Below are 13,170 nucleotides of genomic sequence, written 5' to 3'. Positions count from 1 at the left end.
AAATGGCACCAACCACATAAGTGATTGGTGCCAAACAAATGATTAGGGATAAGCACCCCAACATTTGACAGAGAGCCTTTTTTTATGCTTACTATCCTATATTCTTCGCCATACCTTTTGCATATGGTATAATTAAGAGGAAAGGATATTCTATGAACAGAGACGACCAACGAAAGATTCTCATTGTGTCCGCTTCCATTGGGAGTGGTCATATGCAGGCTGCGAGAGCGATAGAAGAATATTGGAAGATTAAAGAACCACAGGCCACTATTAGTCATGTGGACTTTTTGGATACCGAAACATTATCGGTAGAGCATCTCATTAAAGGAACCTACATCAAGATGATTGATGTATTCCCTATGTTGTACGATATGATCTATCGCGCTTCAAAAGGGGAAAAACGCGGGACTGTCATGCAAACGGTAGTGTCTTATTTGTTGAAAAACCGTATGCTCAAATTAATTCAACAGGAAAATCCCGATGTCATCGTTTTTACCCATCCATTCCCATGCGGTGCTGCGTCGGTATTGAAACGACAAGGTCATATTGATGTTCCTTTAGTAGCGATTTTGACAGATTTTAGTAGTCACCAGTTTTGGTTATATCCTCAAGTAGATACCTATTTTGTAGCTACTGAGGGGATGGTAGCTGAAATGACAGAAGCAGGTATTGACGGCGCTAAAATTCGCGTTTCTGGCATTCCTGTGCGACGTGCATTTTTTAGAGATACTATCAAAGACTATGAAATGAAAAATCCTATAAAGGTCCTCGTTATGGGAGGGGGCCTCGGTCTTGGTTCATTAGAGACGGCCTTACAACATTTAGATAGGGTCGAAGCAATCGATGAAATTACTGTTGTTACAGGCCAAAATACGTCACTTTACGAGTCTTTAGTGACCTTGAGTACCTCCATGCATACGAAGACTACCGTATACGGCTATACGTCGAATATTTCGGAGCTTATGCAGTCCTCTACCTTATTGGTTACTAAACCAGGTGCATTGACTTGTATGGAAGCGGTAACGATAGGGTTACCGATGGTGTTCTTTAATGCTATTCCTGGGCAGGAAGAGGCGAATGCTAAATTATTGGAAAGCCGTGGCTGCGCACGATGGGCCCGGGATATTCACAATTTAGAAGACGTAGTGACAGCCCTCTTGATCAATCCGGTGCGATTAAAGGAAATGTCTGAAACATCTCACCAATGGCATGTAGATGGGGCTGCCAATATAGTAGACGATCTCATTTATATGTTAGATAGCGCCGATGATAAGGAAATTGATACAACATACGAGAAGATAGGTACAATACTATAAATAAAAGGCACTACTTTATCAATTCATTAACTGTCTTCATATGTGTACAGTAATGAATGTGATAAGGCGGTGCCTTCTTTATGAATACAACTATATATTTGGCATGAAATTATTGGAACTGATTGATATTGGCTTCTCGAATGTCTTGTAATATTTGTAAGAATGCCTCTGTCTCTGATGTGCTGTCCATCAATTCTTGCAAGTGGTATGAATCGTTAAGGGTTACGCTCCATTGGAAGGAATCGTCTTCGTCATAAACATTAAATACGATGGGCGTATCTAAGGTGTCCGGAATACGACCATCGTCGTCAGATATAGTGGCGTACGTACCGTCATCGAGCAATTCTGTAAATAGTGTATCGTAACCATCAAAGTCGATGATTTCAAACTTCAAAGTGTCATAGAAATCGAGCACACTGTCTTGGGCCATAGTGAATCCTCCTAGTAGAATCTAATTTATGCTTGTATTCTACTGAGGAAGGTCTATGATTGTCAAGTTAGAGTGAGCCTTAGTAAGGAGAATTTATATAGTATTATGAATGTACTGAGTTTACAACAAGTGGAAAAGTCATATGGAACACGGCTTTTGTTCCGCGATGTGACCATAACTTTGACAGACCAAAAACGATTAGGTTTGGTCGGCATTAATGGGACTGGGAAGTCTACGTTTTTAAAAATTTTGGCAGGTCAAATGGAGCCTGATAAGGGACATGTAGAGAGGAATGGTAAAAGCCGAATTTATTACTTGGCACAAACACCTGATTTTAATAGTACTGATACAGTATTATCGGCCATATTAGATGGGGACCATCCAAAGCTCAACATGGTTAAGGCTTTCGAAGAGATTAGCCAAATATATCGTCGCATGCAAGACCGCAATGAATATGATGAAGCTACTGAAAAACGGTATATGAAAAGCTTAGAAGAAATGGATCAGCATGATGGGTGGCAAGTAGAGCAAGAAGCCCGCGTCATTCTAAATAAACTAGGCTTTTACGATACAGACCAACTGGTAGAACGATTATCAGGCGGTCAAAAACGACGACTCGCTTTAGGACAGGCCTTGCTCTATCCTTGTGATTTGCTCCTCTTAGACGAGCCAACGAACCATTTAGATGAGGCTAGTATCGATTGGTTAGAGACCTATTTGAGTAATCGTCAAGGAGGTTTAATTATCAGTACACATGACCGCTATTTCTTAGACTCTGTGTGTAATGGGATTTTAGAATTGTCTAATCGCCATATGTATGAATATGAAGGTAATTACGAAACTTATGTGGAGAATAAGGCGACTCGAGAGGCACAACAAGCAGCGGTAGAAGAAAAGCGCCGTCAATTTTTGAAACGTGAAATCGAATGGGTACGTCGAGGCGCCCAAGCGCGTACGACAAAACAAAAAGCTCGACTACAGCGCTATGAAACCTTGAAAAACATGGAAAATACAAGACGGGTGGACCAATTGGATCCTATAGCATTAAAAACGAGACTGGGGAAGCGGATTTTTGATATAGAGCATTTGAGTTTCGATTTTAATGGTCGTCCTATGGTGGATGATTTCACCTATCACGTAGTGCGTCATGATCGCATTGGCATTGTTGGTCCTAATGGAGTAGGAAAATCTACTTTTATGAATATCCTTGATGGTACCTATGAACCTGCCGCTGGTACGATTGGCAAAGGGGAAACGGTGCGCATCGCTCATTTTAAACAAGAATTGCCCCACTTCGATGAAGATATGCGCGTCTTAGACTATATTCGAGAAGATCACTCCTATATGGTCCTTGGTGATGGCTCTACATTAAGTGCTGGACAGATTTTGGAACGCTTCTTATTCACCCCCGAATTGCATGGTGTGCCTATCCGTAAATTGTCAGGTGGCGAGAAGCGGCGTTTATATTTGTTAAAATTGTTGATGAGTGCCCCTAATGTACTTCTTTTGGACGAGCCTACCAATGATTTAGATATACCGACTTTAGAGGTGTTGGAGCAATTTCTCGATTCCTTTAATGGTATCATTATTACTGTTTGTCACGACCGCTATTTCTTAGACCGGGTAGTGGATAAATTATTTGTCTTTACCGGGAACGGACACATTGATATCGTTCACGGGTCCTACTCTGATTATCGAGAGGCGCTTGATGAAAGCCTTGATGGGTCTTTTTATCAGCCTGAAGGACAGAAAAGCGGAACTAAACGAGAACAGAATAGCGATACAACGAGTGCGACAACGAAGACTCCTCGTGTAGAACAAACTGTGTTGAAAGGTCTTAACAAGGCGGAAGAAACAGAATATGAGGGCTTACTTGAAGATATGTCAAAAGTGGAGCATCTCATTAAAGGTCTCGATGTGATGATCAATGAAGTCGCTACTGACTATGAAAAGATGCAAGCTTTCATGGTGGAACGAGAAGAAGCGCAAGCTGAACTAGATCGATTAACAGAACGATGGATTGAATTGGATGAACGAATGTAGATATATAACATAAATTTATGAATCTGTAAGGTCTAGAATGATTGATAAAAGTTGAGTAGTATAGTATAATCTACTAGATTAACGATAACAACGTTACCTAAGTAGGAGGAACAATGAGTAAGTATGAATTTTTAGATCGTCGTGTACCAATTGAAGACGGTAATATTGCAGTTGTACAGGATTTGTCTAAATGTAAAAACTGTTCTTTATGTCGTAAAGCTTGTGCCGTAGATATGGGGGTTTTCGACTATTATGATTTGACTACAAATGGCGATCATCCTATTTGTATTCATTGTGGTCAATGCGCATCTATTTGCCCATTTGACTCCATTAATGAACGTTCAGAAATAGAGGAAGTAAAAGCTGCTATTGCAGATCCAAATAAAATTGTTATTTTCCAAACTGCACCAGCTGTTCGCGTAGGTTTAGGCGAAGAGTTTGGTATGGATGCAGGTACATTTGTAGAAGGTAAAATGGTTGCAGCTCTTCGTAAATTGGGTGGGGACTATGTACTGGATACTAACTTTGGCGCTGATATGACAATCATGGAAGAAGCTAGTGAATTGGTAGAGCGCGTAATTAATGGTGCTGGTGAATTGCCACAATTTACATCTTGTTGTCCAGCATGGGTTAAATTTGCCGAAACATTCTTCCCAGAATTTTTACCAAATTTATCCACTGCAAAAAGCCCTATCTCTATGCAGGCACCAACTCAAAAAACATATTTTGCAGAAAAAATGAATCTCGATGCAAAACGAATTGTAGCCGTATCTGTAACGCCATGTACAGCGAAAAAATTTGAAATTCGTCGTGAAGAAATGAATGCTTCTGCAGAATATTGGGATGAGCCAACCATGCGTGATACGGATTACTGTATTACAACTCGTGAGTTAGCTAAATGGTTACGTGATGAAAACGTTAACTTTGATGAATTAGAAGATTCTGCGTTTGATCCATTAATGGGTGAAGCTTCTGGTGGCGGTATTATCTTCGGTAATACTGGTGGTGTTATGGAAGCAGCTATGCGTGCTGCTTATGAAATGGTAACTGGCGAAGATGCACCTAATACATTGATTCCATTTGAAGCAATTCGTGGCATGGACGGTGCTCGTGAAGCAGACGTAGTAATTGGTGATAAAACATTGCATGTAGCAGCTGTACACGGCACTGGAAACATGCGTAAATTTATTGACCGTATGCGCGAAGAAAATATCCATTATGATTTCATCGAAGTTATGGCTTGCCGCGGTGGCTGTATCGGTGGTGGTGGTCAACCACGTGTTAAATTACCATTAGCCGATAAAGCGCGTGAAGCTCGTATCGAATCTTTGTATAATCGTGACAATGAAGTTAAAATTAAAACATGTCTCGACAATCCTGAAATTCAAGCATTATATAAAGAATTCTTCGATGGCAAACCATTGAGTGAAAAAGCACACCATATGTTGCATACATCCTATGCAAGTAGAGCTGCTGATTTAGGCCCGAATGGAGCTTGTACTCCAGAAACTTGCCCTACTTCGATTCCTAACTTGAAAAAAGCAGCGGAAGCAGCTAATAAATAATATATAAAATGAATAAATACTCTTGAATCATTGTATAAAATAACGTATAATTGGTTGTGTAAGAGATTCGTATCATTAGATATATTGTTTTATTGACATGGTGCACATTATAATATTATCTGATTTATTATGATGAAATCCTAAACAGCCTATAGAAGTGTACTATGTGAATATAGAAAATAGACCCTGCGGGGTCTATTTTTTTGCTTTTTTCCATTTATTCGAGATTACCTATAGGCATTTTTCCTATGCATCGTTATAATATTATTATACACGTTATATAGGAGGTGTTACTTTGTTAGAAGATTTACTGTCGGAGGATACGGTATCCTTCAAATATCCTGCGGAGACATGGGAGGATGTAGTGCGTCACGGCGGCCAATTGATGGTGGCAGCGGGCTTTACTGAACCATCTTATACAGAAGCGATGGTGACTGCTGTGGAAGAAATGGGCCCTTATGTAGTTTTAGCCCCTGGTTTAGCTATGCCTCACGCCCGTCCTGAAATGGGGGCTAAAGCAGTAGGTACTGCATTGGTGACATTGGAAAAACCAGTTAATTTTGGTCACGAAGAGAATGATCCTGTATCGGTGGCGTTATTCTTATGTGCTCCTAATAAAGAGGACCATATTCAATTGCTTACAGATATAGCTACACTCTTTGAAGATGAAGACTTTTTAGATGCAGCCAATGAATTTGAAAGTATTGATGATGTACAAACGTTCTTACGAGAACACTTAGATGATAATAGCATTATGGAGGTATAATATGATTTCTGTATTAACTGTATGTGGTAATGGTATCGGTTCTAGCTTAATGCTGAAAATGAAAATTGAAGAAATTTGCCAAGAAGCTGGTATTGATGCACAAGTAGAATCTATTGACTTCAATGCCGCACAAGGTCGCAAAGCAGACTTAATCGTCACTGTAAAAGAGTTGGCTGACCAATTTGAAGGTAAAAATATAGCTGTAGTACGTAGTTATATTAATAAGAAGAAAATTAAAGAAGATATTATGGATGCTTTAGAAGCGGCTGCTAAGGCCTAAGCTTGTGGTAGTGTTATACCATAGGTGTTTCGGTATGATGACAGTCTATACATCTGTGTTATGCGCTATTATCTTTACAACATAAGGAGTATATTTCATGGAAGCAATATTAGAATTTTTGCGCGACGTCTTAAGTCAACCAGCCTTATTAATTGGTATTATGTCTTGTATCGGGTTGGTGGCTTTAAAACGTCCGTTTCACAAAGTAATGACAGGTACATTGAAGCCTATTTTAGGCTATTTAATGCTTGCTGCTGGTGCTGGTGTTATCGTTAGTAACTTAGATCCACTAGGTAAAATGATTGAATATGGATTCCATATTACTGGCGTCGTTCCTAATAATGAAGCGATTGTAGCGGTAGCTCAACAAGTATTAGGTGTAGAAACGATGTCTATTCTCGTTGTAGGGCTTGTGATGAATTTATTAATCGCTCGTTTTACCAAGTATAAATACGTATTTCTCACAGGTCACCACAGCTTATTTATGGCTTGCTTAATGTCTGCCGTATTAGGCACTGCTGGCTTAGCAGGAACAGAACTTATCGTAGTAGGTGGCTTTTTAATGGGCGCCTGGTCTGCAATTTCTCCAGCTATTGGCCAAAAATATACATCTAAAGTAACTGATGGTGACGAAATCGCTTTAGGCCATTTTGGTAGTTTAGGCTATTATTTGTCTGCATGGATTGCCAAATATGTAGGCAAAGCAGAAGATAGTACAGAAGATATTGAAATTCCAGAAAAATGGGGTTTCTTGCGTGATTCCACATTATCTACAGCTTTGACGATGATCGTATTTTATTTAATTGCTGCTATTGCTGCAGGTCCTGAATTCGTAGCTACTTTATCAGGTGATATGAGTCCTTATTTATATGCTATTATGAGCGCTATGAATTTTGCCGTTGGCGTAACTATCGTATACTCTGGGGTGCGTATGATCTTAGGCGATTTGATTCCTGCATTCCAAGGTATTGCTACTAAAATTATTCCAAAAGCAATCCCTGCAGTAGACTGTGCCGTATTTTTCACATATGCACCAACAGCGGTAGTACTTGGTTTTATCAGTTCTTTTATTGGCGGTATTATTGGTATGCTCATTCTCGGTGCTATCGGTGGTGTACTTATCATTCCAGGCTTAGTACCACATTTCTTCTGCGGTGCTACGGCTGGTATTTATGGCAATGCTACTGGTGGCCGTCGCGGTGCAGCTGTAGGGGCTTTCTTAAATGGTCTTGCGATTACATTCTTGCCAGCTATGGCTTTACCTGTATTGGGCCAATTAGGCTTCCAAAACACTACATTTGGGGATGCTGACTTTGCCGTTATCGCCCTTGTTATCGGCAATGCCTTCGAGTGGCTTGGCTTAGCTGGTATTTACAGCATTGTTGGTTTAGCTTTATTAGTATTGATCATTCCTAATTTTGTGAAAACAAAAGGGGATGTAATTAATTACGTTGAAGAAGAGTAAAGGATTGGACGTAATGGAGCAGAACCAAGAGGCACCTAAACAATTAGGCTGGACTCGCTATATATGGCTCATCATAGCAGGCATTAGCTTTGCAGTAGGCACAATAGGTATTGTGTTGCCATTACTTCCGACAGTTCCTTTTTATATGCTTACTGTATTTGCCCTTACTCGTGGCTCAGAACGGTTCCATAAGAAATTTATTGAATCTTCTTTGTATCAAAAAACAGTAGGCGCTTATGAAAAAGATAAGTCTATGGCAATGCGGTCTAAGTTGACCATCCTTAGTTCTGTTACGCTCCTTATGGGAATAGGGGCCTATTTTTCCCGCCATATACCAATTGTATTAGCCATATTAGCTGTGGTTTGGATTGGCCATGTTATAGGATTGTTCTTTTTTGTTAAAACAAAACAAGGAGAGGGACATGAAACATAATGATGAGGGACTAGTTACTCATGCTAGTACCCATAGTACTATGAATCCTAAGCGTCAAGAATCCTATGATATCGTTGGCATCGGAGCGAGTACGCTAGACACTTTTCTCGTCATCAATCATTTTCCTAGTGGCCGAGAGGTGCAAAAGGTGTTGACCTCTGTTCGCGATGGCGGAGGTCCTGTAGCGACGGCTTTAGTAGCAGCCAGCAAATATGGTGCTAAGACGGCTATGATCGATACCGTAGGTAATGATGCGGCAGGAGATGCCATTATAGAAGACTTTCAGCGCTATGGGGTTCATACCCAGGCTATAGATGTTGAAGCAGGAGCATCGAGTGCGGTTGCTACCATCCTTGTGAAAGAAGACACGGGTGAACGGGCTGTATTTTTTGAGCCCTCCACGTCGTCTGATGTACTGTGGCATGAACGTTGTAATAAATTGATTGACTCTGCTGCGATTATTCATATGAATGGTCGACATCGGCACGTCATGGTAGAAGCTATAGCACAAGGGCTTGATAAGGGATTGCTATTATCCATTGATGGTGGTGCGCAGCGATATGATGACGATTTAGGAGCTATTACGAAGCAATGCCATATTGTCATTGTGGCGCGAGATTTTGGAGAAAAATATACGAGCACCACTGATTTAAAAGTTGCTGTTCGAATCATTCATGAGCGAGGCGCCCTTATTGCGGGCATTACAGATGGTGAAAGGGGGAGTCATTTTGTAGGCCCAACTGGAACGTATTATTATTGCCCTGCTTACAAACAATCATCGGTAGTGGATACTACAGGGGCTGGCGATAGCTTTCACGGAGCCTTTTTAGCAAAGATTAGCGCCTATATAAGGAACTATGAAGGTCGCCCTGTAGATATTATGCGTCATATAGACGATACAGTATTACAAGAAGCTGCTCACTTTGCCTCTGCTGTGGCGGCCCTTAATACACAACATATGGGCGGTCGCAGTGGTTTGCCAACATGGGAAGCTGTACAGGCTCTTATGAATGGAACATAAGTATAAACAAGTATTATATAATTTAGGTACCATATGACAGAAGAACAATATTTACAAGCTTTGGCTAACAATCCTCATGGGATTCGGAATATTCCAAACCCTACGGAGGCGATGCAATTAGTGGCTGTATCTCAGAATGGTATGTTGTTGCAATATTTGAAAGAACCGACCCACGCAGTCATCGAAAAAGCTTTAGAAACAGAGTCGAGAGCCCTTCAATTTGTAGACAGTCCAAGCGAAGAATTGCTCTTAGGGTTAGTCAAAAAAGACTGGGCTGTATTAGAGTTTATTGAACAACCGACGCCGGCTATGATCGATTTGGCATTAGAACAGTCGGGATGGGCTATTCGATATATAAAAGCTCCTAGCGAAGACCTACAAATACGGGCTGTAGAACAAACCTATGAGGCCCTCCAATTTATTCCGAATCCATCGGAAGCGGTACAAATGGCGGCAGTTAAGAAAACCTATTTAGCGCTGCGCTATATTGATAATCCTACTATAGACGCACTACGCTTAGCAGTGTTACAAAATCCGCAAGCACTTCGTCAAATCACGCAGTTAGAACCGTCTGTGGTGTTAGATTTACTCCGTACATCTAGTTTGATTTTAGGCTATGTACCACAACAATTGGGCATCGATGTGAAAGAAGTGGAACGAATCATAGGGGATATGGTTGCCAGCCCTGATGTAGATGAACGATATGTGAGGGATGTAGTTAGAAATAAAGCACTAGGAAGTCGCCAATCGTCATGGCCTATCGATATTCTCACCCTCATCGATACAGTTGGATCGGCCAAAGCCAAACGAATTGCCATTGATGAATGGCTATTATATTGATAAAATACTATATAGTAGGTTACAAGAGCACCGAAAGGTGCTCTTTTCATATCTATTTGTCCTTGTTAGGGCTATGATTTAGATTTTCACAATGATTAGTTATATCATAGCCAGTATTATTCAGTACAATGAGTTACATTCGTAAGACGATGACAGTAGCTTAATAGATAGGAGTTTATATGAACTTTATAGATACGATGGCCAGCGTAGAATTAGTACTGGCAGCCAATCAAGTACCGCTCTTAGTAGGGGAAACGGGGATTGGTAAAACTTCATTAGCAGCTCGTGTGGCAGCTGTGAATGATTGGGAACTTGTTACTATTGACGGTAATTTGTTGAAAGAAGGGGAAATCGGTGGTCTTCCTACGGTAGAAACCGTTTCTCATCGTGATGCAGAAGGCCGTATTCGTGAACTAAAAACGACGGTATATGCCGTTCACCATACATTAGAACGAGTTTCACAAGCTATAGATAAAGGTAAACAAGTATTGCTGTTTATCGATGAAATTAACCGAGCTGAACATGCGGTTCAACAAGAGTTGATGAACCTCATTTTGAACCGCGAAATCAATGGTTTTGTGTTAAGTGGTGAAGTGCGCATCATTGCAGCTATGAACCCAGAAGATTCGTATGACTATCAAACGATTGATATGGATCCAGCACAGCAAAACAGATTTGTTTGGTTGTATATGGAAGTCGATTATATGCAATGGATCGATTGGGCTATTACGAATGATATTGAACCGAAAGTAATTGAATTTATTTCGGCCTTTCCAGACTATTTAAATCAGCGGCATGAAGACGATATCGATGCTACACCGCGCTCTTTTGAACGCATATCTCATTTATATCGTTTGTATCAAGAGGGGAAACCAGCAGTGAGTCGAGATGTATTCCTCAATGTTATTCGCGGTAATGTGGGGCGATTAATTGGAGAGGCTTTCTTGAATTTCATAGAAACAGAGCAAGAGCCACTGTTAACTTTCGATGATGTGTTGCAAGCTCGACATAAGGCAGGAGGAATTATGTCTTTAGTAGAGACGGTTACTAGTGAGAGTCCAACTCGATTATATGTGAGCGCTAAAAATATGCTTCACCGTTTAGAGTCCCATGCTACAGTAGAAGAGATACATAGTATGATTGAATTTATTAACCTCTATCCAGGAGATTTACGTATTGCCATTATGAAAGATATGCGCAACACCTATCCGAAGGTATATGCGATTGCACGAGACGATAAGAGCTTTACTGAATCCTTCTTTGCAGCTCATCGGTAGTGGTTTTTAGACATTCCCTTCTTGCATAGGTATTGCTTTAAGCATTCATATAGAGCTGGGAACAGTGTCTAGAGAATAGAATCAAATAGATCTTGATTAAATACATGACATAGAGGAGGTGGTATAGTGAATCGAAATTTAGACAAAGATGATATTCGCGATGCGTCAGATCTATTGACTCATATTGATGGCGGTGAAAAACGTACTGACCTGAACGAAACAGCAGTACAAGCTTTTGATCGATGGTATGCCAAACGAGAGCGTATTCATCGAGAGGCAGACGCCTTATATGAACAATTATATGCTCGCTATGAAGTCAGTGTAGACACTATACTCGACGATGGTTATGAACAACGACTGTGGCGCATTTTACATGATGTTAATTCCTTGCTTCTAGAAGAAGAACAATTCTTTGGCTATTTTTATTTGCAAATGGGACATGAAGTACGCCTTGATATGAAAAATGCCTTTGGCGTAGCTATGAAACAAGGACAATATGTGTTATATGTAAATCCCTTTATTCTCTTGAGACAGCCTCCTGACGTCATGAAAGATGGTATAAAACGAGAGGTATTACATGTCATTTCTAACCATCTTGAGCGTAGTAAAGAATTGAGTGAACGCTTTCAAAAAAGAGCTGTTCATATGGCTATGGATATGATTGTTAATGATTATTTAGACCATGTGAGCCGCGACGCGACGACAGTTAGTAATATGAATGCTCGCTACGGACTGGAATTGAAACGATTTAGAACTGTTGAATATTATGCTAAAGCCATTGATAAGGTAATGAAAACAAAGCCGGAACTATTTGTTGCTGTGGATGATGTGGAACAAGTAGTGGCTATGGAATTTGACGAGGCTTTTAGCCATGATATATGGGACGAGTCAGATCCTATCGATACAGCGATGATGGATAAGATTACGGAACGCTATATTAATAGCGCCTCTAAAGGTGAATTATCGGGTTATGTCAAAAGCTTAGTTCATACTTTTCAACAGACACAACGTTCGTTGCCATGGTATTTTTATTTGAAAAAACTCATCGGTAAAGTAGCGAGTGGACGGAAGAAAACGACGATGCGACGTAATCGTCGTCAACCAGAACGGATAGAGTTAGCGGGCACATTGCGCAACCACAAAGCCAATGTTTGGGTGGCGCTAGATATGAGTGGAAGTATTACAGACATAGAGTTTACAGCTGCGTTGGAACAAGTTTTGCAAATCGTACGCACTTATAATCATCGTATTACTGTTGTAGAATGCGATAATGAGGTGCGTCGCAGCTATACTATGGAAGATGTGCGTGATGTTAAAACTCGCCTTGATGTGCGTGGGGCAACTGCTTTTAGTCCTGTTATTTCATTGGCTAATAGAGAGAAGGTAGACTTGCTCGTATATTTCACTGATGGTAAAGGGGAAGTGCGTTTGAAAGAATCTCCTAAAGGCTATCGAATCTTATGGGTTCTCACTGGAGAACATCCTCAATTATCTATTTCCCAACCTTTTGGTATTGTTCGAGAATTAGGTTATGTAGGCGTTGATGAAACACAAGATATTGATGAATTTGTACGCATGAGTAATCGCGGTGGATTCTCTATGTCAAATCAGGAAATATAATATAGTGTTAGGATGTATATAATAATTCTAAAATATATAGAATAATTAATGGCTATAGCTCATGATGTATTACATGGAATAAGAAAAATCCCGTTATTGTTGACGAGTCTAACA

12 protein-coding genes are annotated in these 13,170 nt (G+C 40.3%); 11 read left to right on the top strand and 1 reads right to left on the bottom strand.

Annotation, left to right across the window (positions count from 1 at the left end):
- Positions 1-152: 152 nt before the first annotated feature.
- Positions 153-1,316, top strand: coding sequence for an MGDG synthase family glycosyltransferase (locus NFR29_RS00995; protein ID WP_251421888.1), 1,164 nt, complete (start codon positions 153-155; stop codon positions 1,314-1,316).
- Between the two features lie 109 nt (positions 1,317-1,425).
- On the opposite strand, the gene NFR29_RS00990 is transcribed toward NFR29_RS00995, so the two are convergent.
- Positions 1,426-1,746 (bottom strand): hypothetical protein, encoded by a 321-nt coding sequence (locus NFR29_RS00990; RefSeq protein WP_251421885.1) that lies wholly within the window; start codon positions 1,744-1,746, stop codon positions 1,426-1,428.
- Positions 1,747-1,851: 105 nt separating this feature from the next.
- Between NFR29_RS00990 and NFR29_RS00985 the strand changes: the two genes are divergently transcribed.
- The 10 genes from NFR29_RS00985 to NFR29_RS00940 all read left to right on the top strand — a co-directional run bounded on the left by NFR29_RS00985 (position 1,852) and on the right by NFR29_RS00940 (position 13,056).
- Positions 1,852-3,789, top strand: coding sequence for an ABC-F family ATP-binding cassette domain-containing protein (locus NFR29_RS00985; RefSeq protein ID WP_251421882.1), 1,938 nt, complete (start codon positions 1,852-1,854; stop codon positions 3,787-3,789).
- A gap of 113 nt (positions 3,790-3,902) precedes the next feature.
- Positions 3,903-5,354, top strand: a complete 1,452-nt coding sequence (locus tag NFR29_RS00980; RefSeq protein ID WP_251421879.1) for a [FeFe] hydrogenase, group A — start codon at positions 3,903-3,905, stop codon at positions 5,352-5,354.
- Positions 5,355-5,649: 295 nt separating this feature from the next.
- Positions 5,650-6,120 (top strand): PTS sugar transporter subunit IIA, encoded by a 471-nt coding sequence (locus NFR29_RS00975; protein ID WP_251421876.1) that lies wholly within the window; start codon positions 5,650-5,652, stop codon positions 6,118-6,120.
- Between the two features lies 1 nt (position 6,121).
- Positions 6,122-6,400 carry a PTS sugar transporter subunit IIB gene (locus NFR29_RS00970; RefSeq protein ID WP_251421874.1) on the top strand — a complete coding sequence of 93 codons (279 nt, stop codon included), beginning with the start codon at positions 6,122-6,124 and terminating at the stop codon, positions 6,398-6,400.
- A gap of 97 nt (positions 6,401-6,497) precedes the next feature.
- Positions 6,498-7,865 carry a PTS ascorbate transporter subunit IIC gene (locus tag NFR29_RS00965; RefSeq protein WP_251421869.1) on the top strand — a complete coding sequence of 456 codons (1,368 nt, stop codon included), beginning with the start codon at positions 6,498-6,500 and terminating at the stop codon, positions 7,863-7,865.
- Positions 7,866-7,878: 13 nt separating this feature from the next.
- The gene (locus NFR29_RS00960; RefSeq protein ID WP_251421866.1) at positions 7,879-8,298 is read left to right on the top strand and encodes a YbaN family protein; all 420 of its coding nucleotides are present in this window, start codon (positions 7,879-7,881) and stop codon (positions 8,296-8,298) included.
- Positions 8,288-9,319 carry a carbohydrate kinase family protein gene (locus tag NFR29_RS00955; protein WP_251421861.1) on the top strand — a complete coding sequence of 344 codons (1,032 nt, stop codon included), beginning with the start codon at positions 8,288-8,290 and terminating at the stop codon, positions 9,317-9,319. The genes NFR29_RS00960 and NFR29_RS00955 overlap by 11 nt, the downstream gene beginning before the upstream one ends.
- A gap of 33 nt (positions 9,320-9,352) precedes the next feature.
- Complete coding sequence (locus NFR29_RS00950) at positions 9,353-10,159, top strand: hypothetical protein (RefSeq protein WP_251421858.1); 807 nt, start codon at positions 9,353-9,355, stop codon at positions 10,157-10,159.
- 179 nt (positions 10,160-10,338) lie between these two features.
- Positions 10,339-11,436, top strand: a complete 1,098-nt coding sequence (locus tag NFR29_RS00945) for an AAA family ATPase (protein ID WP_251421854.1) — start codon at positions 10,339-10,341, stop codon at positions 11,434-11,436.
- 126 nt (positions 11,437-11,562) lie between these two features.
- Entirely contained in the window at positions 11,563-13,056 is a 1,494-nt protein-coding gene (locus NFR29_RS00940; protein WP_251421851.1) for a vWA domain-containing protein, read from the top strand.
- Positions 13,057-13,170: the final 114 nt, after the last annotated feature.

The organism is Veillonella agrestimuris, from assembly GCF_943193065.1.
Classification (GTDB): Bacteria; Bacillota; Negativicutes; order Veillonellales; family Veillonellaceae; genus Veillonella; species Veillonella agrestimuris.
This window is presented reverse-complemented; position numbering and strand designations above follow the sequence as displayed.